Source organism: Intrasporangium sp. (assembly GCF_030452765.1).
Taxonomy (GTDB): Bacteria; Actinomycetota; Actinomycetes; order Actinomycetales; family Dermatophilaceae; genus Intrasporangium_A.
This window is the reverse complement of record NZ_JAKDLO010000022.1, coordinates 1-26604: the sequence shown is the minus strand read 5'-3', so window position 1 is coordinate 26604 and position 26604 is coordinate 1. Positions and strand designations below refer to the sequence as shown.

24 protein-coding genes are annotated in these 26604 nt (G+C 70.2%); 14 read left to right on the top strand and 10 right to left on the bottom strand.

What is annotated here, in order from left to right:
* Positions 1-48 precede the first annotated feature (48 nt).
* From L0H79_RS04710 to L0H79_RS04675, 8 genes are all read right to left on the bottom strand, one after another.
* Positions 49-774: an esterase family protein gene (locus L0H79_RS04710; RefSeq protein WP_301483400.1), complete on the bottom strand. Its 726-nt coding sequence runs from the start codon at positions 772-774 to the stop codon at positions 49-51.
* A gap of 155 nt (positions 775-929) precedes the next feature.
* Positions 930-2078 carry an alpha/beta hydrolase-fold protein gene (locus L0H79_RS04705; protein WP_301483399.1) on the bottom strand — a complete coding sequence of 383 codons (1149 nt, stop codon included), beginning with the start codon at positions 2076-2078 and terminating at the stop codon, positions 930-932.
* Entirely contained in the window at positions 2075-3025 is a 951-nt protein-coding gene (locus L0H79_RS04700; protein WP_301483398.1) for a hypothetical protein, read from the bottom strand. Before L0H79_RS04700 ends, L0H79_RS04705 begins: the two co-directional genes overlap by 4 nt.
* Positions 3026-3067: 42 nt before the next feature.
* The gene (locus L0H79_RS04695) at positions 3068-4291 is read right to left on the bottom strand and encodes an acetyl-CoA carboxylase biotin carboxylase subunit family protein (protein ID WP_301483397.1); all 1224 of its coding nucleotides are present in this window, start codon (positions 4289-4291) and stop codon (positions 3068-3070) included.
* Positions 4292-4345: 54 nt separating this feature from the next.
* Positions 4346-4960 (bottom strand): response regulator transcription factor, encoded by a 615-nt coding sequence (locus L0H79_RS04690; RefSeq protein WP_301483396.1) that lies wholly within the window; start codon positions 4958-4960, stop codon positions 4346-4348.
* Positions 4961-4987: 27 nt separating this feature from the next.
* The gene (locus L0H79_RS04685; protein ID WP_301483395.1) at positions 4988-6172 is read right to left on the bottom strand and encodes a sensor histidine kinase; all 1185 of its coding nucleotides are present in this window, start codon (positions 6170-6172) and stop codon (positions 4988-4990) included.
* Positions 6173-6249: 77 nt separating this feature from the next.
* Positions 6250-6996, bottom strand: a complete 747-nt coding sequence (locus L0H79_RS04680; RefSeq protein ID WP_301483394.1) for an ABC transporter permease — start codon at positions 6994-6996, stop codon at positions 6250-6252.
* On the bottom strand, positions 6993-7982 hold the full coding sequence (locus L0H79_RS04675) for an ABC transporter ATP-binding protein (RefSeq protein WP_301483393.1): 990 nt from the start codon (positions 7980-7982) through the stop codon (positions 6993-6995). The genes L0H79_RS04680 and L0H79_RS04675 overlap by 4 nt, the downstream gene beginning before the upstream one ends.
* Before the next feature lie 82 nt (positions 7983-8064).
* Between L0H79_RS04675 and L0H79_RS04670 the strand changes: the two genes are divergently transcribed.
* From L0H79_RS04670 to L0H79_RS04660, 3 genes are all read left to right on the top strand, one after another.
* A complete protein-coding gene (locus L0H79_RS04670) occupies positions 8065-9639 on the top strand; it encodes a sodium:proton antiporter (RefSeq protein WP_301483392.1) in 1575 nt (524 codons plus the stop codon).
* Positions 9639-10100, top strand: coding sequence for a hypothetical protein (locus tag L0H79_RS04665; RefSeq protein ID WP_301483391.1), 462 nt, complete (start codon positions 9639-9641; stop codon positions 10098-10100). The genes L0H79_RS04670 and L0H79_RS04665 overlap by 1 nt, the downstream gene beginning before the upstream one ends.
* Positions 10101-10273: 173 nt before the next feature.
* The gene (locus L0H79_RS04660) at positions 10274-10681 is read left to right on the top strand and encodes a VOC family protein (RefSeq protein WP_301483390.1); all 408 of its coding nucleotides are present in this window, start codon (positions 10274-10276) and stop codon (positions 10679-10681) included.
* Positions 10682-10702: 21 nt separating this feature from the next.
* Here L0H79_RS04660 and L0H79_RS04655 read toward each other — a convergent pair whose 3' ends face one another.
* Positions 10703-11386 (bottom strand): A24 family peptidase, encoded by a 684-nt coding sequence (locus L0H79_RS04655; protein ID WP_301483389.1) that lies wholly within the window; start codon positions 11384-11386, stop codon positions 10703-10705.
* A 343-nt stretch (positions 11387-11729) separates the two neighbouring features.
* On the opposite strand from L0H79_RS04655, the gene L0H79_RS04650 reads away from it, so the two are divergent.
* From L0H79_RS04650 to L0H79_RS04600, 11 genes are all read left to right on the top strand, one after another.
* Entirely contained in the window at positions 11730-11918 is a 189-nt protein-coding gene (locus L0H79_RS04650) for a Flp family type IVb pilin (RefSeq protein WP_301483388.1), read from the top strand.
* A 158-nt stretch (positions 11919-12076) separates the two neighbouring features.
* Positions 12077-12496 carry a TadE family protein gene (locus L0H79_RS04645; protein WP_301483387.1) on the top strand — a complete coding sequence of 140 codons (420 nt, stop codon included), beginning with the start codon at positions 12077-12079 and terminating at the stop codon, positions 12494-12496.
* Positions 12484-13758: a TadE/TadG family type IV pilus assembly protein gene (locus L0H79_RS04640; protein WP_301483386.1), complete on the top strand. Its 1275-nt coding sequence runs from the start codon at positions 12484-12486 to the stop codon at positions 13756-13758. Before L0H79_RS04645 ends, L0H79_RS04640 begins: the two co-directional genes overlap by 13 nt.
* A 32-nt stretch (positions 13759-13790) precedes the next feature.
* Positions 13791-14588, top strand: a complete 798-nt coding sequence (locus L0H79_RS04635) for a Flp pilus assembly protein CpaB (RefSeq protein WP_301483385.1) — start codon at positions 13791-13793, stop codon at positions 14586-14588.
* Positions 14585-15757 carry an AAA family ATPase gene (locus L0H79_RS04630; protein ID WP_301483384.1) on the top strand — a complete coding sequence of 391 codons (1173 nt, stop codon included), beginning with the start codon at positions 14585-14587 and terminating at the stop codon, positions 15755-15757. Before L0H79_RS04635 ends, L0H79_RS04630 begins: the two co-directional genes overlap by 4 nt.
* A complete protein-coding gene (locus L0H79_RS04625; protein ID WP_301483383.1) occupies positions 15754-17136 on the top strand; it encodes a CpaF family protein in 1383 nt (460 codons plus the stop codon). Before L0H79_RS04630 ends, L0H79_RS04625 begins: the two co-directional genes overlap by 4 nt.
* The gene (locus tag L0H79_RS04620) at positions 17133-19130 is read left to right on the top strand and encodes a type II secretion system F family protein (RefSeq protein ID WP_301483382.1); all 1998 of its coding nucleotides are present in this window, start codon (positions 17133-17135) and stop codon (positions 19128-19130) included. The genes L0H79_RS04625 and L0H79_RS04620 overlap by 4 nt, the downstream gene beginning before the upstream one ends.
* Positions 19131-19132: 2 nt before the next feature.
* On the top strand, positions 19133-20050 hold the full coding sequence (locus tag L0H79_RS04615; RefSeq protein WP_301483381.1) for a type II secretion system F family protein: 918 nt from the start codon (positions 19133-19135) through the stop codon (positions 20048-20050).
* Between the two features lie 98 nt (positions 20051-20148).
* Complete coding sequence (locus L0H79_RS04610; protein WP_301483380.1) at positions 20149-20994, top strand: cyanophycinase; 846 nt, start codon at positions 20149-20151, stop codon at positions 20992-20994.
* A gap of 168 nt (positions 20995-21162) precedes the next feature.
* A complete protein-coding gene (gene cphA / locus L0H79_RS04605; RefSeq protein WP_301483379.1) occupies positions 21163-23943 on the top strand; it encodes a cyanophycin synthetase in 2781 nt (926 codons plus the stop codon).
* Complete coding sequence (locus tag L0H79_RS04600) at positions 23940-25739, top strand: Mur ligase family protein (protein WP_301483378.1); 1800 nt, start codon at positions 23940-23942, stop codon at positions 25737-25739. The genes cphA and L0H79_RS04600 overlap by 4 nt, the downstream gene beginning before the upstream one ends.
* Before the next feature lie 119 nt (positions 25740-25858).
* Here the strand turns inward: L0H79_RS04600 and L0H79_RS04595 are convergent, their stop codons facing one another.
* The gene (locus L0H79_RS04595) at positions 25859-26602 is read right to left on the bottom strand and encodes an HpcH/HpaI aldolase/citrate lyase family protein (protein WP_301483377.1); all 744 of its coding nucleotides are present in this window, start codon (positions 26600-26602) and stop codon (positions 25859-25861) included.
* Positions 26603-26604 lie beyond the last annotated feature (2 nt).

Sequence of the window (26604 nt, the reverse complement as noted above, 5' to 3'; positions counted from 1 at the left end):
TCGCGCGTCCACGACATCGCGCCAAACGGTGATGCCGGGCACCGGCGTTCAGGGCAGGATGTCGTCCAGGTAGGTCGGCAGCATCCGCCACCAGGTCGGCCAGTCGTGGTCGTAGTCCGGACCCCAGTCGTCGACCCGGTTGGGAATGCCCTTGGAGCCGAGCAGGTTGGCGGCGGCCCACGACTCTCCGATGTCCTCCCACTGCCCGCTCCCCGAGGCGAGGATGACCAGCCTGCGTCGTAGCATCTCGAGGGCGGGCCCGCCCAGCCCGGGCAGGAAGTGCAGTGGGGAGGCGAAGTACAGGTCGTCGGTGTAGCCGGCACCCGCGAACTTCTCGATCCGGTACGTGCCGCTCATGCACACCGCAGCGCTGATGAGGTGGGGGTAACGGCAGATCATCGCCAGGGAGTTGAACGCACCGATCGAGGAGCCGGCCACGACGACCGGCAGAGGGCCCCCGCAGTCGGTGTGAATGGCTGGGATGACCTCCTCCGCGATCGCCTGCTCGAACCGGTTGAACAGCAGGAACCGCTGTTGGCTCGAGGCGTCCTGATCCATCAGCGCCCGGCCGGCCACGCTGTCGCACGAGTAGATCTTGGCTCGCCCGGCGTCGATGAGCGGCTGGAGGTGGGCGACGAGCTTGTGGCGCTCGACCTCCTCGGCATCACCGCCGGCCGTGGGGAAGACCAGGACGGGCGCGCCGAAGGTGCCCCATCGGGCGACCGTGATGTCGCTGCCCATCCTGTTCGAGTACCACCGATCCGTCACCTTCATGACATCCTCACTCCTTCCGATCGATCCGGTCGAACGTCTCGTGCCGTCCTGCCGACCGGGATCTGCTGCCGTTCGACGGGCTCAACTCAGCCATGCGGGTCCTTCGAGGGTCCACGGGGGCGCAGGCCGCTCGCAGCCGTGACCCCCGTGTGTGGTCATTCGTACACGAACTTCTGTGGGCCTGGAAACAGCCACGAAAGCAGCTCGCCGAGCCGGTCGCGCCAGTTCTCCCAGTTGTGCCCGTCGCGCGCCTCCGTGTAGTGCACCGCCATGCCGGCCTCGCGGAAGACGGGCACCATCGACCGGTTCGGGGTGATGAGCGGCTCGTAGACGCCGCAGGTCATCGCGATCCGGTCGACGGGGCGGGTCGGCTTGGCCCGGTAGCGGTTGACGAACTTGACGACCGGGTCGAAGTGCGGCCCACCGCCGTGCTCGAAGCCGATATCGGTGAAGACGAGGGAGGCGGACTCGAGCAGGAGGGAACCGAACAGGTCGGGATAGCGCACGGCGGTCGACAGGGACGCGATGCCACCGAACGACGACCCCATCAGGCAGCGCGCCTCCGGGGTGTCCCGCAGCGGCAGCCGCCCGGAGAGCCACGGCACCAGCTCACGGGCGATGAACCGGGCGTGTGGCGCATAGTTGGGGTACTCCTTGAGCCGGTCCCGCGGAGGGACGAAGGCCACGACGAGGGGGGCGACGTCGAGCCGATGGATCAGGTTGTCGAGCACGGTCTTCATCGCGGTGTAGCCGAGATAGTCCCCGCCGTCGTGCACGATCAGCAGCGGGTAGCGGATCGCCTCGATGAATCGGGCCGGCAGGTAGACCTGGACCGGCTGGTCGCGGCGCAGCGCCTTGCTCCGAACCACTTCCTCGAGAAGGCGGCCGGGTCGGGCCTCCGGGTCGGGCTGCACCCAGTCCGGAACCCGGTAGCCGACGGCCGCGCACACGGACGAGGAACCCAACGGACTGTGCGCGAGGCGCGGGTTGAGGGGGTCGTCGAACCGTTCGTACGTCTCGCCTCGGCGCACCTCGATCTGGTACTCGACCCGAGATCCCTCCGGCAGCACCGTGGTCACGGCGAACAGGTCGGTCTCGGGCAGCCGCTTCATCGGCAGCGGGTCCGGCAGGCCGACGACCCGGTGCCGGACGCTGACCCCGTCGGCCTCCCCGCGCCACAGGAAGGTCGCCCGCTCACCCTCGACGATCGGAGACCCGTACCGTGTGACGAAGCGGTCGATGGCGGCCACATCGAGCGGCACCCGGTCGCGCAGCCGGTTGATGGCGAGTCGGCGCGGGCTCATCGGCCCTCACCCGCCGCCGTACCGACCCGGTCGCCCACGGTCTCGACGGCGCCCAGCTGCGTGACGACTCTGGCCCCAGCCGGTGCGCCGGTCTGCCCGGACGGGAAGCGCAGGATGGTGCCGTCGTCGAGCAGGACGAGCTGCTTGCTCGGGAAGCGCCGGGCAAGGACCGCGAGCCGTTCCGGATCGTCGAGCCTGAGCCGCCGCCGCGCGTAGGGCAGGGCGATGATCCCCGGAAGACGAGCCAGACCGTGGTCGTGGCACTCGGCCGCCGTGACCTGCTGCGGGGTGAAGTCGTGGAACAGCACGACGCGTTCGGTCAGGGCCATCGCACCCGCGGACCACGCGACCACAGGAAGCTCCTCGGGCAGCTCGAGCGAGAACATCCGCAGGGACTGCAGCAGGAACCCGACGTGCCCGCCGGCGATGACGGCAGCGACGCTGTCGCGCAGGATCGCCTCGACCTCGCCGCGGTGCCACCCGATCACGGAGCTGTCCCGCACCGACACCTGCTGGTCCATCTCGCGGTAGAGCTCCTTGAGCTGGTCGGCATACCACCGGTCCACCTCACGCACACCCTGCACGGCACCGGTGAACGCCGCCGTCTTGAGGCCATGGGGCGACGAACGGTGCAGCACCGCGTGCGCCGCATCGACGGCCGCCTGCAACCGCACTCCGTAGAACTTGCGTAGCTCTTCCTGCCGGTCACGGAAGGTGAGCGCGCCCTTGGCGAAGACGGCATCCTTGGTCATGACGTCGACAAGCCGGTTGTAGAGCCGCAGGTTGCGGCCGCGGCCGTCGAGCTTCTTGACGAGCTCCGCGTCGTCGTCCTCCCGCTCCTCCCAGCCCGCGTTGATCATCGCGACGGGTCCGTCGACGTCGAGGGAACGCACCGCGCTGGTCACCGTGACGGTGAACCGTTGGGGACCGAGCAGGATCGTGGTCATGGGCACCTGTGGTGCGGGCCTGTCGTCACGGTGGTATGACGCTCATCCGGCGTGGACGTGGATGGTGCGTCCCGCGTCGTCGAGCATGCCACGCAGCTCGTCGTAGTCGGGGTGCCGCATCCGCAGCCAGGAGTTGGCCATATAGCCGGCCTCGACCGGCTGGGTCGAGCTCCCGCGCCCCGGGAAGTTCGTATCGAGCACCCACTTGCCGTGCCGGGCCATGAACGCGTCGATGCCGGAGTACCCCTGCACCGTCCCGTCACGGTCCGGTCTCAGCGCGACGATGCCGGCGGCATACGGGCGCCGCATCGGTCGCTCGGGAGTGCCGTGGGTGATGATGTGCGCCCACTCGCGGTAGACGTCGACGTCGTTGCTCGCCGAGTACAGGTCCCAGCAGCCGACCCCCGGGGGCCGGGCCCCGATCTCGGAGAACTTCAGGCCCTTCGGGCCGTAGAACCACTCCATGTGGGTGGCCGACGTGCCGATGCCGAGCGCCTCGATGACGCGCCGGCCCAGATCCCGGACCTCGGCGTAGAAGGGGTTGCCCTCCATCCGGTTGGTCGTGACGAACTGCGGTGAGATCCACCGGCTGCGCATCGCCTCGAGGACGTTCGGGTAGTAGTGCGTCGCCCAGTCGTGCGCGACGTGCCCGCCCACCGTGATCGTGTCGTAGAAGCCCTCGTGACCCTGGACGAACTCCTCGATGGCGATCGAGCTGGCGCCGGTCTCGCCGAAGTGCTGCAGGGCCGCGGCGAGCTCCCCGTCGTCGTCGACGCGCACCGTCCCGGCTGCGCCGGCGCCGGCCCGTGGTTTGAGGATGAGGGGGTAGCCGACCTGGTCGGCGAACTCCTTGGCCTCCTGCGCGGTGTCGACGGCGGCGGAGGCAGCCGTCGGGACCCCGGCCTGGCGCAGCGCCTCCTTCATCGAGGGCTTGTCGCGGCAGAGCCACGTCGTGTGGACCGACGTGCCCGGGATGCCGGTCGCCTCCCGCACCTGCGCGGCGGCCATGGTGTGCGCCTCGACGGTCGACTCGAGGGCGTCGATCCACGCGTAGCGTTGGAAGAACTGGACGGCCTCGGTCAGCTGGCCCACATCGGTGACGTTGCGCACCTGGTAGTAGGCCTTCATGGCACCCCGCAGGTCGTCGCCGAGCTCCTGCTCGCCGGACTCGCCGATCCCGAAGACGTTCGCGCCGACCGAGGCGAGCGCGTGGACGAACAAACGCTGGTTTGCCGGGAACCCCGGCTCGATGAAGACGATGTTCACGAGCCTGAGCCTAGGGGGGAGCACCCGAGTTCGCCATGCGTCGGGCGGAGGAGGTCAGAGCCAACCCCGCTCCCGGGCCACTCGGGCGGCCTCGGCCCTGGTCGAGGTTCCGGTCTTGCCGATGGCCGAACTCAGATGGTTGCGCACGGTGCCCGCGGACAGATGGACCCGGCCTGCGATGGATGCGACGGTCCCCCCGTCGAGCGCGACCCGGAGCACCTCCCGCTCTCGGTCCGTCAGCGGGTTTGCCCCGTCGACGAGGGACTCTGCGGCGAGCACCGGGTCGACGACGCGCAGACCGGCGTGAACCCGGCGGACCGCCTCGGCGAGCTCTCGAGCCGGGGTGTCCTTGACGACGAACCCGGCGGCGCCGGCCTCGAGTGCCCGGCGCAGGTAGCCGGGCCGTCCGAAGGTGGTCACGATCAGGGCCCGGCACGCCGGCAGCTCCCGGCGCAGCTGCTCGGCCACCTCGATGCCGGTCGCACCCGGCATCTCGATGTCGAGCAGGCAGACCTGCGCTTCGGTGCGCCGGGCCGCGCCCAGCACCTCGTCGCCCCGGCCCACCTCGGCGACGACCTGCAGGTCGCGCTCGAGCCCGAGCAGCGCCGCGAGCGCGCCCCGGACGAGGGCCTGGTCGTCGGCGAGCAGCAGCCGGATCGGCTCACTCATGCAGTCACCTCCCCTTCACGACCACCGTCACAGGACCACCTCGAGAACAGTTCCGTGCCCGTTCTCGCCGGGTCCGACGCTCAGCCGCCCACCGGAGCTCTCGACCCGTTCGCGCACCCCACGCAGGCCGTTGCCCGGCGGGCTTCCGTCCACGCCTCGCCCGTCGTCCATGACGCGAAGCAGGTTGGGGCCGAGGTCGATCCGGCACGTCGTGGCGCCGCTGTGCCGCACGACGTTGGTGACGGCCTCGCGCAGCACCCACGCGAGGACGGTCCGGTGTCTGGGGTCGACCTCGTCCGCACCGACCGGGACACCGGCCCGGATTCCGGCGCCGGTGAGCGCCGTCCGCGCGGACGCGAGCTCGACGGACAGGCGGGCCGCACGCAGCCCCCCGACCGTCTCCCGGATCTCCGCGAGGGCCTGCCGGCTGAGGGCCTGGATGTCGGCCAGCTCGGCACGGGCCCGCTCCGGGTCGATGTCGATGAGCCGCTCGGCGAGCTCGGCCTTGACCGTGACGACCGTCAGCGAGTGCCCGAGGACGTCATGGACGTCCCTGGCCACCCGCTCCCGCTCGGCCACGAGGGCCAGCTCGCGCGACATCGACTCGTAGCGGGCCCCCTGGTCGGTCATGGCCCTGATCCCGCCCGTCATCACCCCGACGGCGACGACGATGGCCGCCACGACCCACGAGCCGTCCCCGGGGGCGAGGGCGAGGCTGACGTAGAGAGCCACCGCCACGGCGACGGCGAAGACGGCGATCCCCCACCGCAGGGGCATCACCATCATCGCGAAGGCGGTGATGAACGGCAGGTAGGTGGCTCCTTCGGTGCCGACGAACGGCACGCTGACGACGGCCACCGTGACCAGGGCGAGGAGGTACCCGCCCGCGACGCGGGCGGAGGGCAGGTGCTCGTCGTCGAGCTGGTTGAGGTGCCAGAAGGCCCCGGCGTAGATCGCCGCAAAGGTCGTGACGAGCGCGAGGCCGAGGGCGACCCACCACCAGGCCCGTCCCGACGAGAGCACGTGCGCCACGGGGAAGCCGAGGAAGAGCAGCCAGATCGACTGGATGACCCACCCGAAGCGCGCCCAGGGGTTGCGCCGGGGTCTGCGGCTCCGGCGCCCGGACTGCAGGCCCCCGGACTGCAGGCCCTCGGCCTCCATGCCATCCACCTCCATGCCCTCGACCTCCACGGCGCACGCCGGGTCCGTCACGCTTTCTGTCGCGCCTCTTCCCGCCGCTCCGGGCCTTCCTCGCTGGCGCTCGGTCGTGTCCTCGCGCCGGTCGGCGCTCACTGCCGGTCCCGGCCCCGCTTCACGAACCAGGTGGCCAGCATCCCAAAGATGATCGTCCACCCGACGACGTTGGCCACCGGCACCCAGAGCGACTCCAACGACCCGTCGGCGAGGTGGCCCTCGGTCAGCGGGTAGCGTGCGAGGGACGCGACGCCGTACAGCGGGGTGAACCGGCCGACCGTCAGCAACACCCCGGACAGCGGGACGAAGACGTTGCCGAGGAAGGCGAAGATCACCACGGAGCCGCTCGCGACCCCGATCGCCGACTCGCTGCGGAACGCCGAGCCGATGAAGATCCCGTAGAGCGCGAAGACGACGGACCCGGCCAGGCAGAGCAGGCCGCTGTACAGCCAGGCACCGGACGTGCCGGTCGCACCGGTCCAGGCGCCCAAGGCGTAGATGAGCAGGATCGGGATCGCCGCGACCAGCAGGGCGATGACGGCCTTGACCGCGACGTACTGCGTGTCGCGCATCGGGGTGAGCCCGAGCTGCCGGCCCCAGCCCTGCATCCGCTCGGTCGCGGCCTGTCCGCCGGTGCCCGTCGTCGCGGTGACCGCACCGTAGGCGGCCATGCTGATCATGACGTACATCGCGACGTTGCCGTTGCCGATGGTCTGGTCCCGGGCATCGATGGTCGACCCGAAGATCAGGTAGAGGAACGCGGGCAGGACCGCGGTGAAGAACAAGCCCACGGGATCGCGCAGGACCCGCTTGATCTCGACGAGGGTGTAGGTGGCGTTCATCGCGTGAGCTCCTCTGCTCCGTGGTGCTTTCCGTTGTCATCGGGTATGCCGCTGCGCCCGGTCCCGTCCGTGTCCGCGGTCAGCGCCATGAAGGCCTGGTCGAGGCTGACGGTCGACACCTCGAGGTCGCGTCCGCCGAGGTCGGTGAGCAGCAGGAGGGCGACGGCGTCGGAGTCGCTCGTCGTGACGACGACCCGGTCGCCGCGTTCGGTGACGTCGATGACGCTGGCGGTGGTCCGCAGCCGGGAGATCGCCGGCGCCAGGGCCCCGTCGTCGACCCGGGCCGAGACCTGCCTCCCGGCGGCCCGGCCCCGGATCTCGGCCGTCGTGCCGTCGGCGATGACGCGGCCCTTCGCGACGAGGACGATCCGGTCGGCGAAGGCGTCGGCCTCCTCGAGGTAGTGGGTGGCGAAGACGACGGTCCGGCCCGAGTCGGCGTCGTCGTGCATCGTCGCCCAGAAGTCGTGCCGGGCCGTGACGTCCATGCCGGCGGTCGGCTCGTCGAGGACGAGCAGGTCGGGGTCCGGCAGCAGGGCCAGGGCGAAGCGGAGCCGCTGCTGCTCGCCGCCGGAGCACTTCGAGACCCGACGGTCGGCCAGGCTGCCCAGCCCCGCTCGGTCGATCACCTCCTCGACGGGGGTGTGAGCGGCATACGTCGAGGCGATCAGGCGCACCGTCTCGCGGACGGTGATGTCGCGCAGCAGCCCACCCGTCTGCAGGACTGCGGAGACGCGTCCGGCGCGGATAGCCTCCCGAGGCGGGCGGCCGAAGACGCGAGCGGTGCCGCTCGTCGGCTCGGTGAGGCCCAGGACCATGTCGAGGGTCGTCGTCTTGCCGGCGCCGTTCGGGCCGAGGAAGGCGACTATCTCGCCGGGCCGCACGGTCAGGTCGATCCCGTCGACGGCTCGGACCGGCTCTTCGCGCGTACCCCGGAACGTCTTGACGAGATCGCGCAGGTCGATTGCTGGTGCGAGGTCGATGTCCATGCTCCCCAGTCTGCGCGGGCACGGGCCGACCCGGGTGGGACAGACGTCCCGACTTCGGGATGACAGGTGTCATGCTGCGAGCGTGGACACGCTCGTCACGATCATCGCCCTGCTCGGCGGGACGGCCGTCGTCGTAGGCGTCGCCGAGCGCATCCACCTGCCCTACCCGGTCCTGATGCTGATCGCGGCAGCGGGCGTCTCGCTGATGCCGTGGGTGCCGGCGCTGGTCATCGACCCTGAGCTGATCCTGCCGCTGTTCCTGCCGCCGCTGTTGTATGCGACGGCGCAACGCACGTCATGGTCGGTCTTCCGCACCCGCTGGCGCTCTCTCGTGCTGCTCGCAGTGGCGCTCGTCGTCGTGACCGTAACGGCTGCGGCCGGGGTGTCGTTGCTCATGGTGCAGGGGATGACGGCGGCCGCAGCCATCGCGCTCGGCGCCGTCGTCGCACCGCCCGATCCCATTGCGGTGGAGTCCGTCTCGAGCAAGGTCGGCATGCCACGACGCCTGACGTCTGTGCTCCAGACGGAGGGCCTGTTCAACGACGCGATGGCCATCGTCATCTTCCAGGCCGCGATCAACGCGGTCGTCGCGAAGCAGGGAGTCGGCTGGCAGGTCGTGCCGGCCTTCGTCGTCGGCGCGGTCATCGCCGGTACCCTCGGTTTCGCCGCGGCGTGGTTCGTCGGATGGCTCACCGCGCTGCTGCCCAACCTCGTCGCCCGTAGCGCGATCACCGCAGTGGCGCCCTTCGCCGTCTATCTCGTCGCAGAGAAGGTACACGCCTCCGGGGTCGTCGCCGTCGTCGTGATGACCGTCGAGCTCGGCCGCCGTTCTCGTCCGCAGGACTCCGCCGAACGCCTGGCCCGGCAGTCGTTCTGGGGCATCGTCGAGCTGCTCATGACCGGTCTGGCATTCGGGCTCATGGGGATGGAGCTGGAGGTGATCCTCACCGACGAGAGCATCGAGATCGTCCCGATGCTGCCCACCGTCGCCGCCGTGTGCGTGGCCGTCATCGTCGTCCGGTTCCTGTGGATGCTCGCGATCCGGCTGCTCGGTGGGACCGAGCAACGCACGGCCGTCCCGGGAACCCACAGGGAGGTGCTCGTCCTGACCTGGTGCGGCATGCGTGGCCTCGCGACGATGGCCCTCGCGCTCTCGCTGCCCCAGACCGACGGCGCCGGAGACCCGTTCCCCGCACGCGCCTTCATCATCGTCACCGCCGCCGGCGTACTCGTCACGACGCTCGTCATCCCCGGCCTCACGCTGCCCAGCCTCATGCGGGTACTCAGGCTGCCGAGGGATCCCCAGGGGGAGCGTCGACGCGACCGGGCTCTGGCCAAGCGAGCCCGGGACGCCTCGTTGAGGGCGCTCGAGCGGGCGCCCGAGTGGGCCTCGATGCCGGAGCCGATGCGCAACACCCTGCGGCGCCGGATCGGCGGCCTGCAGCAGTTGCTGAGCCGCGACGACGCCGATCTCGACCCCGAGGCCCAGGCCAGGATCCATGAGTCGCTCACCGTGGCGGAACGGATCATGCGCGCAGCACTCGACGCCGGCCGGGAGGAGATCCTGCGTGCTCGGCGAGAGGTCGGTGTCGACCCCGAGGCGGCGGACCGGGTGCTGCACCGACTCGACCTGCGCACCGTCATGCTGGACCGTTGATGGCCCACTTCAACGTGACGCGCTCGGCGCCGGTCTCCGCTGCCCAGGCCTGGGAGCGGGTGCTCGACCTGAGGGCGCACGGCGAGGTCATCCCGTTCACGACCGTCCGGGCTGCGGCGGGCCTGACCAGAGGGTCCCGCTTCGTGGCTCGCACGGCTGTCGGCCGGGTCGGGTTCGACGACCCGATGGTCGTGGAGGCCTTCCGACCGCCGCTGGCAGACGTGCCCGGGTTTGCCCGGATCCGCAAGGAGGGCAGGGTCATCCGCGGGCGGATCGACCTCGTCATCACGTGCCCCAGCGCCCAGGCCGGCTGCTCGAGCGTGACCTGGATACAGGAGATCTCGGTGTACGGGGTGCCGCGCCTGCTCGACCCGATCGTCGCGGCCGGCGCACGAGCGGCCTACGGATGGGGCCTGGGCCGCCTGCTCACCCGCCCCCTTCTACGTGCGATTGAAAGGTGAGGCAGGAGGCCGCCCTGCGCCCGGCCTGCGGTTCGCGCGTCATCACCTCGGTGACAGCGCTACGAACCGGACGATCTGCTGTCACGGATTTCGGCTGGGCACTATCACCCGTGACGTGCCACGCTGTCCGCAGAAGCGAGCGCTGTCGCTCGTCCGCGAGAGAGGAGCAGACGATGAGCGAACCTACCTCGGGTGCCAAGCTGAGCTTCGGGAACATCGCCTTCGACTGTCGCGACCCGGTCGGGCTGGCTGGCTTCTACGCTGGACTGCTGGGCGGCGAGATCGACGCGGACACGGAGGGGGACTGGGTGTCGCTGCACTGGGATGGACCAGACCTCGCCTTCCAGCACGCCCCCGACCACGAGCCACCGCAGTGGCACGGGGGCGGGCAGCAGGCCCACATCGACTTCATGGTGGCAGACGTGCGGGGCGCCCACACCCGGATCCTCGAGCTCGGCGGCCGAGCGCTCGACCCGACCACCGACCCCCGACCCGGCCACGAGGGCGGTTTCCGAATCTATGCGGACCCGGCCGGGCACCCGTTCTGCCTCTGCCGGCCCAGCCCCGACGCCTGGCGCTGAGGGCTCGCTCACGGTGTCACCTCACCTGACGAGGTCGATGAAGGGGCCTGAGAGCACGACGACCGTCACTGCAGCGGATGCGAGCATCACTGGACCATAAGCGAACTCGGTGCGGCGTCCGGCACGTTGGACGATCAGGAGCGTGACCGCCACGACCCCGCCGAGCAGGAAGGTGGTCAGGGTCGCGAAGATGACGTGCGCCCAGGAGAGCCAGCCGAGAAGGAGCCCGAGCAGACCGGAGAGCTTGGCATCCCCGAGGCCCATACCCCCTCCCGGCGCGACGAGGACGAGCACGAAATAGGCTGCGAACAAAGCGAGCCCGGCAAGAACCGCACGGAGCAGGTCGTCCCAGCCGTCGGTGGACCACGAGCACAGGGCCAGGAGGACGAGCAGGACCGGGTAGGCGGGCAGCTGGATCCTGTCCGGGAGGCGGTGCACGTCGAGATCGATGACGGCGAGGACCACCATGACCCAGGTCGACGCGAGGTAGACGACGGGGACCAGGACTGGCATTCCTGGCGAGGTCGCCCACCAGGTGGCGGCGGTCAGGACCCCGGTGACAGGGGCGACCCAGGCGGTGAATCTCGTTGGGAATGAACGCTCCTCGTCGAGCCGGTAGGAGCGTTGCCGGAGCCGGGACTCGATGACGAGCCCAGCCACGACACCCGCGATCACGAGCAGGGCGTAGGCGACGGGGGCCGGCATGTGGAGCTCCTCGGGTCGGGTGTCGATCCGCCCCATCCTCGCGCAGCCTTGTCTCGATTGTCCCGGAATGCACCGCGAGCCGAGGCACCCGGGGCTGGACGTGAGCCGGCCGGTACCCGACTGCTGGGGGGCTGGTTGGAGCGCGTCCTCGGGCTGTCTGGGACATGGCGCGCAATCCGGGCGCATACCACAAACTGGACACTGGCAGGTCTGAAAAAAAACTTTACGAAGTCTTTAACAAGTCTTTGCCATTTCAAGGACAAGTGTGTGCTGGGTCGCCTAATGTCCTGGTTTGTCAGGGGTACACACCGGGTGAACCCCTCCAAACATGGAGGAAACTCACATGACCAAGCTCGCTGCCAGGATCCAGACCCGCGTCAACGTCCAGAAGGACAAGGGCGCCACCGCCGTCGAGTACGGCCTGCTCGTCGCGCTGATCGCCGCCGTCATCGTCGGCATCGTCGTGACCCTCGGTGGCCAGATCAACGCCGCCTTCACGGAGGTCTCGAGCAAGATCAGCGGAACCCCGTGACCTGAGCATCGCCGACGCGGCCCTCGTGCGGGGGGCGAGGGCCGCGTCGCCGGTCGCTTGACCAGGCAAGACGGAGCCGGCAAGACCACGCGGCAACCACGCAACGCCATGCAAGACCGCGTAAGACCACGCAAGACAAAATAGTCAGGGGTAGGGTCATGAGGCTCGTTCGTAGCCTGCGCGCTCGCGGAGCCGAGCGCGGCGCCGCAGCAGTGGAGTTCGCCCTGCTGCTGCCGTTGATGTTCCTCGTCATCGCCGGGATCGTCGACTTCGGCCGGGCGTTCTTCACCCAGATCGAGCTGACCAACGCGGCCCGCGAAGGAGCCCGGGCAGCCGTCGTCAGCTCGATCAGCGCCGGTGACATCCAGGCGCGAGCCGCGGCATCGGCGCCGGGCATCGGCGGGCTCTCCGTCGACACACCCACCATCTGCCCCGCCTCCGGAGGGGGCAACGCAACCGTGACGGCCCGGGCGACGTTCGACTGGATCCTGCTCCAGCCGGCGCTGAGCATGGTCGGCGCGGGTGCTGCCCTGCCGACCAGCCTCTCCTCGACGGCGGTGATGAAATGCGGCGGCTGAGCAGCACCGGCCCGAGGGGCGAGGCCGAGTCCTCGCGACAGCGCCGACGCGAGCGCGGCGGCGTGGCCACACTGTTCGCCATCCTGCTGGCGAGCGGGGTCGTCATGGGCATGCTCGCCCTCAGCGTCGACGTGGGCAGCATCATGCTCGAACGGCGCCAGTTGCAGAACGGCGCGGACGCCACGTCCCTGGCACTGGCCCAGGCCTGCGCCGAGAACTCGGCCGACTGTGCCGACTCGGGCCCGGAGAAGGCGAGCCTCGAAGCGCTGGCCGGGCTCAACGCCGGGCGCGACGGACTGGCCCAGCTCCAGTCGCGGTCCGACGCGGCCAACGGGATGTGTGGCCGCGAGGTGCCCACCCTGCCCGAGTGCAGCTCGGCCACGACCAACGCATCGATCACCGACCTTGCCGAGTGCCCGCCGCTGCCGAGCTGGCTGACCTCGGGCAGCGGGGCATCGGTCCCCTACGTCGAGACCTACACGCTGACCAGGTCGACCGAACCGGACGACACCGTCCTGCCCAGATACTTCTCGCAGATGCTGACCGGAGGCGGCGCGGACACGTCCGTGTCGGCATGCGCCCGCGCGGCCTGGGGGCCGGCGGGAAGCACGGGAGCGACCCTGCCATTGGTCATCGGCTACTGCGAGTGGGCCAAGAAGACGGAGGTCGACGGTGTCCCGGGCCGCAAGTACGCTCCCGGCCCGCCCTACTCACCGGCCCCCGGGGACTCCAGCACGCCCCTGCCTGCCGAGATCGCAGCCGGCGGCTACGCGACGGGGATCTTCGCCCACGACTCCGGCGACCACAAGTGCGATACCGGTCCCGGCAAGTACTACCCCGGCGGGTTCGGCTGGATCGACCCGACCGGACCGTGCACGGTGACCTTCGCCGACGCCGGGAACGTCCCGGGCTCGACCGGGGCCTCGGCCCCCGGCTCGTGCAAGGACAACAACGCCATCGCCAAGTACGTGGGCACCGAGGTCTACATCCCGATCGCGGACTCCGCCTCCGGCACGGGCTCCGGCGGCTCGTTCGGGCTCTCCGGCATCGCCTCCTTCTACCTGGCCGGATACGAGCAGGTGCCCGCGGCGAAGCCGCAGTCCTACGCAGCGTTCAAGCAGCCGGCAGGGGTCTGCACGGGCAAGTGCAACGGCTCCGTCAGCTACATCTGGGGCTGGTTCACCTCCGGTCTCATGCCTGCCGACACGCCCATCGGCACCGGCCCCTCGCGGGGCGCCAACGTGGTCACGCCAGCCGGCTGACCCCGATCCACACCATCTGGGAGAAGCAAACAATGAACCGACGCATCGTCGCGGTGATCGTCGCGGCCATCCTCGCGGTGAGCGGCGGAGCACTCGTGCTGGTCTACGCCAGGAACGCGGACAACCGGGCCATCGCGGCCGCCCAGCCGGAGACGGTGTGGGTGGCGGACAAGCTCATCCCCGCCGGCACGACGCTCAAGGACGCCGAACGCACCGAGCTCATCACGAAGACCAGGGTGGCCGGCGCGGCCCTGCCGGCCGGCGCCCTGCAGAGCATCGACGCGGACAACAACGCATTGCTCGCCCTGTCCGACGTGCAACCCGGTGAGTACCTGCTCAGCGCACGGTTCGGGTCCCAGCCGGTCGGCACCAAGGCGATCGAGGTGCCCTCGGGCATGCTCGCCGTCTCGGTCCAGCTCAAGGACCCGGCCCGCGTCGGCAAGTTCGTCACGCCCGGGTCACACATCGCGATCTACTCCTCGTACCAGATCAAGGCGATCGGTCAGGACGCGAAGTCCAAGGCGATCAACGAGGCCGACCTGCAGGGCACGAGCGTCCTGCTCGACGACGTCCTGGTCATCGGCATGGGCGACTCGCCCCTCTCGGCGCCCAGCCGGTCCCAGACCCGCGACCCGAAGGAAGCCGAGACAGCCTCGGACGCCCCGAGCTTCCTCGTCACCGTGGCCGTGAAACCCGACCAGGCGACCCGGCTCATCCACGGCATCAACGAGTACGAGCTCTATGCGGCGCTGCGCGGCTCCGACGTCAAGCTCGACGCCAAGGCCCAGGTCAACGACATGACGATCTTCAAGACGCCGGTGCTGCCATGACGATCATCTGGGACCACGACCCCGAGGCTGCCGAGACCTACCGGATCGCCCTGGGCGGCGACGTGGTGCAGCTTCAGGCCGGCCCGCGGGTCAGCCGGGCCCTCGAGCAGGACGCGTCACACGACCTCGTCGTCATCGGGCCGGACATCCCCCTGGACGACGCCTGCGAGGTGGCCGAGCGGGCCCGGGTCGACCACCCCGCGCTGGGCGTCATCCTGCTGCGGCACCGTCTCGAGGTCGGCGCGCTGGCGCAGGCCCTGCGCAGCGGCGTCCGGGAGGTCGTCCAGGCCGACGACCAGAGGGCCCTGGCCGACGCGGTGCGTCGCAGCGCCGCCCTGACGGTGCAGCTGTCCGGACATCTGCCCGGCTCGGGCGGGGCGGAAGGCAAGGTCATCACCGTCTTCTCGGCCAAGGGCGGGGTCGGCAAGACCACCCTGTCGACCAACCTCGCCGCCTACCTGGCCTCCACCGGCGCCACGACGCTGCTCGTCGACCTCGACCTCATGTTCGGTGACGTCGCGATCAGCCTGCAGCTGCAACCACACAGCTCGATCCACGACCTCGTCGCCATGCGCGGCCACCTCGATGCCCAGGGACTGGAGTCCGTCGTCACGGTGCACGAGGACAGCGGGCTGCACGTCCTCGCCGCACCTGCCGACCCGTCCGACGCCGACCGGGTACCGTCCGAGGTGGTGCTCGAGCTGCTCCGGGTCGCCCGTTCCACCTACACCTACATCGTCGTGGACACGCCGCCCTCCTTCACCGAGCACGTCCTGGCGGCGTTCGACGTCAGCGACCTCAACCTGCTCATCGCCACTCTGGACATCCCGGCGGTCAAGAACCTGCGGGTCGCCATCAACACGCTCGACGCCCTGGGCGCTGCCCGAGAGGCCCGCCGCGTCGTGCTCAACCGCGCCGACACCAAGGTCGGGCTCTCGGCGAACGACGTCGAGACCGCCCTGAAGCAACAGATCGCGGCAAGCGTCCCGAACAGCCTCACCGTGCCGGCCTCGGTCAACCGTGGCGTGCCGATCGTCCTGCACGAACCGCGCGGACCGGTGGCCCTGGCCATCCGAGAGCTGGGCGACCACGAGATCCGACAGCGCTTCGGTGAGGTGCTGCCAAACGGCACCAAGCGCAGCTTCAGCCTGCTCAGGAGCATCAGATGACGACCCTCGCCGACCGACTCGACGCCGCCCGACAGGTCCAGGGCGCCGTCGGCAGCACGCCGGACACGATTCGAACCGGCCCCGGTGCCGTCAGACGGCGCGAGGCCGACCCCTTCGCGCAGGTCAAGGAACGCGTCCACCAGGCACTCGTGGACTCGCTCGGGCCGCGCCTCTACGACCCGCACCTGTCCGAGAGCGAGCTGGCCGCGCAGGTGCGCACCACCCTGCAACAGGTCATCGACTCCGAGCAGACCCCGCTGTCGCATGCGGACCGGACCAAGATCGCCCAGGACGTCTCGGACGACATCCTCGGCCACGGACCGCTGGAACCCTACCTGCGCGACGTGGATGTCACCGAGATCATGGTCAACGGCCCGGACAGCATCTTCGTCGAGCGGGCCGGCAGGATCCACCCGGTCGACGCCCGCTTCTCCGACGAAGCCCACCTGCGCCGGACCATCGACAAGATCGTCTCGCGGGTCGGGCGGCGCATCGACGAGGCGAGCCCGATGGTCGACGCCCGCCTCACCGACGGCTCCCGCGTCAACGCCGTCGTCGCTCCGATCGCCTTGGACGGTGCCCTGCTGACCATCCGCAAGTTCGCCGCCGACCCGCTCACCGACGACGACCTGATCAGCTTCGGCACGATGACGCCAGAGGTCCGGGACTTCCTCGTCGCGTGCGTACGCGGCCGGCGCAACATCATCATCTCCGGCGGCACCGGTTCCGGGAAGACGACGACCCTCAACGTGATCAGCTCCTTCCTGCCCGGCGACGAGCGCATCGTGACCATCGAGGACGCCGCCGAGCTTCAGCTGCGCCAGGACCATGTCCTGCGACTCGAGTCCCGGCCCGCCAACGTCGAGGGCCGCGGCGCCGTCGCCATCCGCGACCTGGTACGCAACTCGCTGCGGATGCGGCCGGACCGGATCATCGTCGGCGAGGTCCGCGACGGAGCAGCCCTGGACATGCTGCAGGCGATGAACACCGGCCACGACGGGTCCATCACGACCGTGCACGCCAACAGCCCACGGGACAGCCTCTCCCGTCTGGAGACCATGGTGCTCATGGCCGGTGTCGAGCTGCCGGTCCGCGCCATTCGAGAGCAGGTCTCCGGCGCGGTCGACCTCATCGTCCAGCAGACCCGCCTCAATGACGGGTCGCGCCGTATCGTGGCGATCACCGAGGTCGTCGGCATGGAGTCCGACGTCATCACCCTGCAGGACATCTTCACCTTCGACTACTCGGCCGGACGAGACGAGTCCGGCCGCTTCATGGGCCGGCTCGAGGCCACCGGCATCCGGCCCAAGTTCGCCCAGGACCTGGCCGACCACGGTGTCGAGCTGCCCACCTCGCTCTTCGGCCGGAGGGCGTCGTGATCCGGGCAACCCTGCGCCGCGTGGCCGTAGCCATGGCCCTCGCGCTGGCGCTCGCCGCCGTCCCGGCCACCGCTGCATCGGCCGCCGACCCGGTCACCGTCGGGATCAGTCAGGTCGCCGCCAAGGATGCCACCGTCACGGGCATCCTCACCCTGAGAAGCAGGTCCTCGGTCCGCGTGGATCCCGCCTCGGTCAAGGCAACGATCGACGGCAGGTCCGCCCCGGTGACGATCAAGCAGGCGCCCAGGCTGCAGCGCCGGGCGATGCTCGTGATCGACACGAGCGGCTCGATGGGCGCGGCCGGTATGGCGACGGTGCGTACGGCCACCGCGCGCTACCTGAAGGACGTCCCCGCGGACGTCCTCGTCGGAGTGGTCACGTTCGCCGACACGGCGGGTGTCGACCTGGCCCCCACGACCAACCGCGCCGCCGCCCAACGAGTCGTCGACGGGCTCGTCGCCCGCGGCGACACCAGTCTCTACGCCGCCATGCGCAGCGCCGTGACGGCGTTGGGCAAGACCGGTGACCGAAGCATCGTCCTGCTGAGTGACGGCGCGGACACCATTGCCGCGGACCGGGCCAAGGCGCGTGCCACCGTCACCAGAGCCCTTGGGTCCGCAGGGGTGCGATCCGACGTGGTCCAGTTCAAGACGACGGATCCCGACGCCGCGAGCGCGCTCAAGGGATTCGCGGCGGCCAATGGCGGCTCGGTCGTGCCCGCCGGAAACACCGCGGCGGTGACCGCAGCCTTCCATGAGTCGGCCAAGGCCCTCGACGCGCAGGTGCAGTTCACCGTCACCACCCGCCGAACGGCCACCGGCACCAAGACGCTCACGATCGCCGGCGTCGCCGCGGGCACGCCCTTCTCCTTCACTCGGTCCGTCACGTTCGACGCCTCCGTTGCAGCACCGGGCACCGCGGGCAGCACGGCGCCGGCTGCGCCCGCCACGGCAGCCCCGGCGCCGACCGTGGCAGGTCCGACGCCGCCGCTGCCGGCCGCCCAGAGCCAACCGTGGCTGCTGTGGCTGGCCCTGCTGCTCGTCGGCATCGCCCTGTTCGCCGGGATCCTGGCCGCGACGACACCCACGCTGCAGACCACTCGGGAGCGACGGGTCGGGTCGATCGAGACCTACGTCGCCGCTACCCGAGGCGCGCGCTCGAAGGCGAAGACACAGCCGACGGCCCTGAGCGAGCAGCTGATCGGCTTCGGCGACCGCTACATGCAGGGCCGCAAGTCGACGAAGCGCACGATGGCCCTCATCGAACGCGCGGACCTGCCCTTCCGAGCCGGAGAGTGGTTCGTCATCGTGTCGACCGCCGTCGTGACCGGCAGCGCGTTGGGTGCCCTCCTGCTGGGCGGCGGGCCCATCGGGGGCACACTCGGGCTCGCCCTGGGCGGTCTGCTCGGGCTGATGCTGCCAACCGTCTTCCTGCACGTGCGGGCCAACCGCCGGGCCCGCGCCTTCGAGCGGGTGCTCCCGGACGTGCTCACCCTCGTCGCGACGAGCCTGCGCAGCGGTTTCGGCCTGCCGCAGGCCCTGGACGCGGTAGCGCGCGATGCCGCCGACCCGGCCGCCAAGGAGTTCTCACGCGCCCTCGCCGAAACGCGGATCGGGACCGACATCGCCGACGCACTCGAGCGCATGGCGACCCGGATGGACAGCACCAACATGCGCTGGGCCGTCATGGCCATCCGCATCCAGCGCGAGGTCGGCGGCAACCTCGCCGACACACTCAAGACGACAGCGGCCACGCTGCGCGAGCGGGAGAACCTGCAGCGGCAGGTGCGCACCCTCTCCGCCGAGGGCCGACTGTCGGCCTACCTCCTGATCGCCCTGCCGATCGGCCTGTTCTTCCACATGATGATGGTCAACCACGAGTACATCAGCCGCCTGTGGACGAACCCGCTGGGCATCGTCATGGCGCTCGTGGCCGTCCTGCTGCTGGTCCTCGGCGCCTTCTGGATGCGTCGAGTCGTCAGGATCGAGGTCTGAGCATGGCTGTTCTTCACATCGGTGTCGGTCTGCTCACGCTGGCCATGCTCGCGGGCACGATCACCCTGGTCACCAGCTCGAGCCGGTCGAAAGGCGTCGCGAAGTCCCTCAGCCTGATCGATCAGGCGGTCGGTCAGCGCAACGCCGTCAGGACTGAGCTCGACGCGAAGGACCGGCTGGTCACGCCGGTCCTGGACCGGACCCGCAGGCTCGCGGTGGCCCTGTCGCCGAGCGGGACGAACGAGCAGCTGGCCCGCAAGCTCGACCAGGCCGGCAACCCGAGGCCGTGGACCGTCGAGCGGGTCATGGGGGCCAAGGGAGCCACGCTCATCATCGGCGTCGTGCTCGGCCTGGTGTACGGCGGCATCTCACTGCGCGGCCTGCTCCTCGCGCCAGTACTCGGTGCGGCGCTCTTCTTCCTGCCGGACCTGCTCCTGCACAACCAGTCGCTGCATCGTCGGGAGGCCACGAGCAAGGGCCTCGCGGACGCGCTGGACATGCTGACCGTGAGCGTCGAGGCCGGCCAGGGCTTCGATGCCGCGCTCATGCAGGTGGCCCGCAACATCGAAGGCCCCATCTCGGGCGAGTTCGCCCGAGTCCTGTCAGAGATCCAGATCGGCAGCTCCCGTCGTGACGCCTTCGCCGCCATGGGAGACCGCGTCGCGCTGCCTGAGGTCAGGAACTTCACCACAGCGCTCGTGCAGGCCGACCGGCTCGGCCTGCCGATCGGTGCGGTCCTGCGGGAACAGTCCGCCAACATGCGCCTCATCCGCAAGCAGAAGGCGGAGGAACAGGCGCAGAAGGTCACCGTCAAGATCCTCTTCCCGTTGATGCTGTGCATCCTGCCCGCATTGTTCGTGGTCGTCATCGGCCCCGGTGCACTGAAGATGATGGAGATGTTCACGAGCATGAACGGCTGATGACACCGGTCTGACCGATGCCATCCCCAGCGCATCCAGCGCGACACGCGGGCGAGCGTCTCGATCGGGGGCGTCGAAGGTGCGAGGATGAGGAACACATGAGTCCCAGCAGAGTCAGAGAAGGCGGCCAACGTGGTTGGATCGTCCCGATCGGCGGCGCCGAGGACAAGGACAACGGCAAGGAGATCCTGCGCCGGTTCTTCGACCTGTGTGGCGGTAGGGGGGCCGAGATCGCGGTCATTCCCACCGCCAGCCAGCGCAACGGCACCGGCAGCCGGTACGAGCACCTGTTCGGTGAGCTGGGCGCCGCCAAGGTCAGCGTGCTCGACTTCGACACGCGTCGCGACGCGCAGGAGCGCAACCGGATCTCACGCATCGAGCACGCGTCGGGCATCTTCATCACCGGCGGGAACCAGCTGCGGCTGTCCACCATCCTGGGCGGCACCCCGATAGCGCAGGCCATCCGCGCCCGCAGCGCCGAGGGGGTCCCGGTGGGCGGCACCAGTGCCGGCGCCAGCATCCTCAGCGAGCACATGATCGCCGGCGGTGCCAGCGACAACCCGACCCCACACGCCGACGGTGTCCGCCTCGCTCCGGGTCTGGGCCTGACCAACCGGGTCGTCATCGACCAGCACTTCCGCCAGCGTGACCGCCTCGGTCGGCTGCTCGCCGCACTGGCCTACAACCCGTTCGCCATCGGGCTCGGGGTCGACGAGGACACCGCCGCCTTCATCAGCCCCGAAAACGTGATCGAGGTGGTGGGCAGTGGGTCCCTCACCGTGATCGACGCCGACGACCTGCAGTTCTCGTCGATGGCCCAGCACGACGACGACGAACCGGTCTGCATGCTGGGGGTTCGCCTGCACGTCCTGACGGCGGGCGCCACGTTCAACCTGATGACCCGCAGCGCTGCCGCCGGGGCGCTGGCGCCGGTCAAGGACTGAGGCTCTCTCGCATCTGGGTCGGCGTGGGGTCCCGGCCGGAGGTGCTGCCGGGTTTGCGCGTCGGGTGCGTGGGGTTTCGAAGGGCGCCTCGAGGGTGGCACGATACGACAGCACGTGGCTGCGTGAACCGGGCCCGGCGCCAGTGCCGATCGAGGGTTGGAGAGCCCAATGCGGATCCTGAACCGTAATGTCTATGTCGGGCCGTCGCAGTATGCACGGTTCCCGGTCATCCGCCTCGAGCTCGACCTCGGTGAGCTGGAGAGCTGGCCGACCTCCAAGCTGGGTCCAGGCTTCGTGGACGCGCTGCTGGAGGCCCTGCCCGGCCTGGACGAGCACGGCTGCTCGTATGGCGAGCCCGGTGGCTTCGTGCGCCGGATGCGCGAGAGTGAGGGCACCTGGCTCGGTCACGTGCTCGAGCACGTGGCGATCGAGCTGCAGAACATCGCCGGCGAGGCCGTCACCTTCGGCAAGACCCGCAGCATCTCCGACGACCTGCCCGGGGTCTACTCGGTGGTCTACGAGTACGAGCAGCGCGAGGAGGGCATCGCCGCCGGCGAGCTGGCCCTCAAGCTGCTGGACTCGCTGCTGCCGGAGCACCTGCGGACCGCGACTGACGAGACCTGGGACTGGGACGAGGAGCGCGACGACTTCATCCACTACGCCCAGCGGCGGGCGCTGGGACCGTCAACGGCGTCGTTGGTGAAGGCCGCCGAAGAGCGTGACATCCCGTGGATCCGTCTGAACGAGCAGTCCCTGGTGCAGCTCGGGCACGGCCGGTACCAACAGCGTATCCAGGCCACTATCACCGGACGCACCCCGCACATCGCGGTGGAGCTGGCCTCCGACAAGGAGGAGACCAACACCATCCTTGGCGAGCAAGGGCTACCGGTGCCCCAGCAGAGGCTGGTTCGCAGCGCCGACGCGGCCTGGCGTGCCGCTCAGCGGCTCGACGGACCGGTGGTGGTCAAGCCCTACAACGGCAACCATGGCCGCGGCATCACCATCAACATCACCAGCGAGGAGGATGTGCGCTCGGCGTTCCAGGCCGCGCAGGAGCACTCGCGCTCGGTGATCGTGGAGACCTATCTGGCCGGTGAGGACCACCGGCTCCTGGTGATCAACGGCGAGCTCGTCGCGGCGACCCGGCGCACCCCGGGCCACGTGGTCGGTGACGGCACGTCCTCGGTCGCGGCGCTGGCCGAGCAGGTCAACAGCGACCCACGCCGCGGCGTCGGCCACGAGAAGGTGCTGACCCGGCTCAAGCTGGATCGCGAAGCCGAGCTCATGATGGAGCGCAAGGGCTACACCGCCGACAGCGTGCCGCCTGCCGGTGAAGTCGTGTACCTGCGCTCCACCGCGAACCTGTCCACCGGCGGCACCGCCACCGACGTCACCGACGTCATCCACCCGGACAACCGCGCCATGGCCGAACGCGCTGTGCGCGCCATCGGGCTCGATGTCGGCGGCGTCGACTTCCTGTCCACCAACATCGCCGAGAGCTTCCGGACGATCGGTGGCGGCATCTGCGAGGTCAACGCTGCGCCCGGCTTCCGCATGCACATCGCCCCGAGCGACGGCACCCCGCGCGATGCCGCGGGCCCGGTGATCGACATGCTGTTCCCTGCGGGCACGCCCTCGCGTGTGCCGATCGCGGCCGTCACCGGCACCAACGGCAAGACCACGACCGCACGGATGCTGGCGCATGTCGCCAAGATGGCCGGCTACACCCCGGGCCTGACCACGACCGACGGCGTCTACATCGACGGCCAGCGCACGGTGGAAGGGGACATGACCGGGCCTGTCTCCGCTCGCATGGTGCTGGCCGACCCGACGATCGACCTGGCCGTGCTGGAGACCGCGCGTGGCGGCCTGTTGCGTGCCGGCATGGGAGTGCGGCAGGTCAACGTCGGCGCGGTCATCAACGTCGCCTCCGACCACCTCGGGCTGAAGCGGATCGACACCCTCGAGCAGCTGGCCGAGATCAAGCGGGTCGTGGTGGAGGTCGCCACCGACTGCGCCGTGCTCAACGCCGACGACCCCAACGTGGTGAAGATGTCGGCCTACACGGACGCCGAGGTGATCTGCTACGTCACGATGAACCCGTCACACCCGCTGGTGCGCGAGCACATTCGCGCCGGGGGCCGCGCCTGTGCTCTGGAGCAGGGCGTCAACGGCCACATGATCACCCTGTACGACAAGGGCAGCCACATTCCGCTGATGTGGACCCACCTGATCCCGGCCACGCTGGAAGGCCGGGCGCTGCACAACGTGCAGAACGCAATGATAACGGCGGCGACGGCATACTCGCTCGGCATCAAGCTGGACGCGATCCGGCAGGGCCTGCGCACCTTCGACACGACCTTCTTCCAGGCGCCCGGGCGGATGAACGTCTTCGACGAGCACCCGTTCAAGGTGATCATGGACTACGCGCACAACGCGCAGGCCGTCGGGGTGATGGCCGACCTGGCGCAGCGCCTCGACGCCGAGCGGCGGATCGTCGTGGTCGCCGGTCCCGGCGACCGCCGCGACGAGGACCTGCACGACATCGCCCATGCCGTCGCCGGCAAGTTCGACCACTACATCTGCCGACGCGACGACGCGCTGCGCGGTCGGGAGGACGACGAGGTGCCGCGGATCATCGCCAAGACCCTCATCTCGGACGGCGTCCCGGAGGATGCCATCGACATCGTCCCCGACGAACAACAGGCGGTCGATGCCGCACTGCGCATGGGACAGCCGGGCGACCTGGTGCTCGTCTTCGCGGACGCGCTGACCCGGGGCTGGAAGCAGATCATCCGCTTCCAGCCGGACGGCGACGTGCCGAAGGCGACCCCGCGGGCGGAGACCCCCACGCTGGAGACCACGCTGGACGAACGGATCGTGGCCGCCATGGAAGGCGTCGTGCGCGACGAGCGCGGCCTGCGCTTCGAGCGCGAGGAGAGCGATTGAACGGCAACGCCGAGCAGGTCGTCCCGTTCCAGGGCTCGCGGCGCCTGCTCGGCGCGAACCTGTACTTCGACGGTGTCGGGGTGGTGCTGGAGACCACGCCGGGGACCGAGCTGGACGAGGCGGCGCTGATGCGCTGGCGAACGGATGTAGGGCGCGCCCGCGAGGCGATGGGCTGGCCCGTCGGTGCGATCGTCGCGCGCCGCCACGCCGGTGGTGTCATGCTCGCCTTCGAGGCACCGCTCGACCAGCTGCTCACGGCTACCGAGGTCAACGAGTGGTCGCTCTACGTGGCGCTCGGCCTGCGGGCAGGTGCCGGGCCGGCGGACCCGGACAGCGACGACACCCGACCGCACGTCGCACACTTCTCCGAACCCGAGGCCACGGCGGTGATGCGCAGCATGGCGCGCGCCGAAGCCCAGCCAGCCCTGGTAGACCTACTCGATGCCGCTGCCAGCCGCGGTATCCCGGCGCACGTCGACGACGAGCGGGTGTCGGTCGGCGAAGGGGTCCACGCGCAGCAGTGGCCGATACCGGATCTACCCGCTACGACGGCCGTGGACTGGGCCCGGCTCGGCGGCATCCCCAAGGTGTTGGTCACCGGCTCGAACGGCAAGACCACCACGGTGCGCCTGATCGCGGCGATGCTCGAGGCGAGCGGCACAGTGGTCGGCTACAGCTGCACGGACGGTCTGGTCATGGACGGGGTGACGGTCGAGTCCGGCGACTACTCCGGCCCGCTCGGCGCCCGCACCGTGCTGCGCGACGATCGCGTGCAGGCCGCCGTCCTCGAGGTCGCGCGCGGTGGGATGCTGCGGCGCGGGCTCGCGGTGACAGGGGCGCGTGCCGCCGTCGTGACGAACGTCAGCGCCGACCACCTGGGCGACTACGGCATCGACAGCCTCGAGGACATCGCCAGCGTCAAGCTGCTCGTGGCCAGGGCGCTGGCTGCGGACGGCATGCTGATCGCGAACGCGGACGACCCGGTCGTCGCCCGGCACGCGCGGGCCACCGGCCGGGACGGGATCGCGTGGTTCGCGCTCGATCTCGACCTGGCGCTGCCTGCTGGCGGCAGGGCCTGCGGCGTCCGCGACGGTCACCTGGTGCTGGCCGACGGCGACCGCCATCATGACCTCGGCGAGATCGAGACGATGCCGCTGACCGTGGCCGGGGCCGCGCGGTACAACATCGCGAACGCCGCTGCCGCGGCCCTGGCGGCATACGCCATGGGCGTCGAGCCGACGCTGATCGCTTCTGTGCTGAGCGGATTCGGGTCCTCGCACGAGGACAACCCCGGGCGTCTGCAGCACTGGCGGCTCGGGGACATCGACGTCCTGATGGACTACGCACACAACCCGGACGGGCTCGGCAAGCTGTTGCACGTCGCAGCCAGCCTGCGCCGGGACGGGCGGCTGGGGCTGCTGCTCGGGCATGCCGGCGATCGTCGTGACGAGGACTTCAAGGCGCTGGCCGCCGTTGCCGCCGCGGCCGCGCCGGACCGCGTCTGGCTCAAGGACCTGGGCCCGGAGTACCTGCGCGGTCGCGCCATCGGTGAGGTCCCCGACATCATCCGCCGGGCACTGCGGGAGCACGGCATGCCAGAGGAGTCCCTGCCGGTCTGTCTCGACGAGACGACGGCCGTCCGCCAGATGCTGCAGTGGGCCGCGCCCGGCGACCTGCTGCTCCTGCCGGTGCACGCGCGCAGCCACCGGACCGCCGTGGCCACGCTGCTGGATCGGCTGCAGCAGGAGGGCTGGTCCTCCGGCCAGCCGCTCCCGCCCACTGACCCCGCCACCTGATCCCGCGTCCGAGTGGGCCAACCGGCCGGAACGAACTGCGGCCCGAGCGCGTGTTGAGCACGCCGCGGTGGCCGAAGCCATGGTCGTTCCGGCCGGTCGGCCCTCGGTACGACTCGCCCTCAGTACGACTCGCGGGCCGTGTCGCCGGTGTCCGGGATGAACGTCGCGGCAAGCGCCTCGGAGCCACGAGCCAGCAGGGCGACGTCCGCGCCGACGAGGACGAACGTGGCGCCCGCATCGAGATAGGACCGTGCCACGGCAGGGTCGAAGGCGTTGACTCCGACGGGCTTGCCCGCACCGCGAACCGCCTCGAAGGTGCGAAGCACGGCGGCCACGACGTCCGGGTGGGACTGCTGACCGAGCAGGCCCATCGACGCGGCCAGGTCCGAGGGGCCGACGAAGACGCCGTCGACACCGTCGACCGCGACGATCTCGGCCGCTTCCTCGACCCCGGTCGCGGTCTCGACCTGGACGAAGAGGGACACGTGCTCGTCGGCGTGGCCGAGGTAGTCCTCGACCCGGTTCCAGCGAGCCGAGCGGGCCAGGGCCGACCCGACGCCGCGCCGACCACGCGGCGGGTACCGCACCGCCTCGACCACGGCCCGTGCCTCGTCACCGGACGAGACCATGGGCACGAGCAGGTTCTGGGCCCCGAGGTCGAGGACCTGCTTGATCGTCACCGTGTCGCCAGTGGCCACCCGCACCACCGGGGTGACGGGGTAGGCGGCGATAGCCTGCAGCTGCCCGAGCACCGACTCGAGGCCGTTGGGCGAGTGCTCCATGTCCACGAGCAGCCAGTCGAGCCCCGCCCCGGCGCAGATCTCGGCGACGAGCGGCGAGCCGGAGGACACCCACATCCCGATGA

Excerpts from the sequence above, each read along its gene's own strand:
- L0H79_RS04615 (WP_301483381.1), top strand. The coding sequence starts at position 19,133 with ATGGCTGTTCTTCACATCGGTGTCGGTCTGCTCACGCTGGCCATGCTC.
- L0H79_RS04630 (WP_301483384.1), top strand. The coding sequence starts at position 14,585 with ATGACGATCATCTGGGACCACGACCCCGAGGCTGCCGAGACCTACCGG.
- L0H79_RS04635 (WP_301483385.1), top strand. The coding sequence starts at position 13,791 with ATGAACCGACGCATCGTCGCGGTGATCGTCGCGGCCATCCTCGCGGTG.
- L0H79_RS04690 (WP_301483396.1), bottom strand. The coding sequence starts at position 4,960 with ATGAGTGAGCCGATCCGGCTGCTGCTCGCCGACGACCAGGCCCTCGTC.
- L0H79_RS04625 (WP_301483383.1), top strand. The coding sequence starts at position 15,754 with ATGACGACCCTCGCCGACCGACTCGACGCCGCCCGACAGGTCCAGGGC.
- cphA (WP_301483379.1), top strand. The coding sequence starts at position 21,163 with ATGCGGATCCTGAACCGTAATGTCTATGTCGGGCCGTCGCAGTATGCA.
- L0H79_RS04675 (WP_301483393.1), bottom strand. The coding sequence starts at position 7,982 with ATGGACATCGACCTCGCACCAGCAATCGACCTGCGCGATCTCGTCAAG.
- L0H79_RS04665 (WP_301483391.1), top strand. The coding sequence starts at position 9,639 with ATGGCCCACTTCAACGTGACGCGCTCGGCGCCGGTCTCCGCTGCCCAG.
- L0H79_RS04680 (WP_301483394.1), bottom strand. The coding sequence starts at position 6,996 with ATGAACGCCACCTACACCCTCGTCGAGATCAAGCGGGTCCTGCGCGAT.
- L0H79_RS04645 (WP_301483387.1), top strand. The coding sequence starts at position 12,077 with ATGAGGCTCGTTCGTAGCCTGCGCGCTCGCGGAGCCGAGCGCGGCGCC.
- L0H79_RS04700 (WP_301483398.1), bottom strand. The coding sequence starts at position 3,025 with ATGACCACGATCCTGCTCGGTCCCCAACGGTTCACCGTCACGGTGACC.
- L0H79_RS04710 (WP_301483400.1), bottom strand. The coding sequence starts at position 774 with ATGAAGGTGACGGATCGGTGGTACTCGAACAGGATGGGCAGCGACATC.
- L0H79_RS04705 (WP_301483399.1), bottom strand. The coding sequence starts at position 2,078 with ATGAGCCCGCGCCGACTCGCCATCAACCGGCTGCGCGACCGGGTGCCG.
- L0H79_RS04650 (WP_301483388.1), top strand. The coding sequence starts at position 11,730 with ATGACCAAGCTCGCTGCCAGGATCCAGACCCGCGTCAACGTCCAGAAG.
- L0H79_RS04640 (WP_301483386.1), top strand. The coding sequence starts at position 12,484 with ATGCGGCGGCTGAGCAGCACCGGCCCGAGGGGCGAGGCCGAGTCCTCG.
- L0H79_RS04610 (WP_301483380.1), top strand. The coding sequence starts at position 20,149 with ATGAGTCCCAGCAGAGTCAGAGAAGGCGGCCAACGTGGTTGGATCGTC.
- L0H79_RS04660 (WP_301483390.1), top strand. The coding sequence starts at position 10,274 with ATGAGCGAACCTACCTCGGGTGCCAAGCTGAGCTTCGGGAACATCGCC.
- L0H79_RS04655 (WP_301483389.1), bottom strand. The coding sequence starts at position 11,386 with ATGCCGGCCCCCGTCGCCTACGCCCTGCTCGTGATCGCGGGTGTCGTG.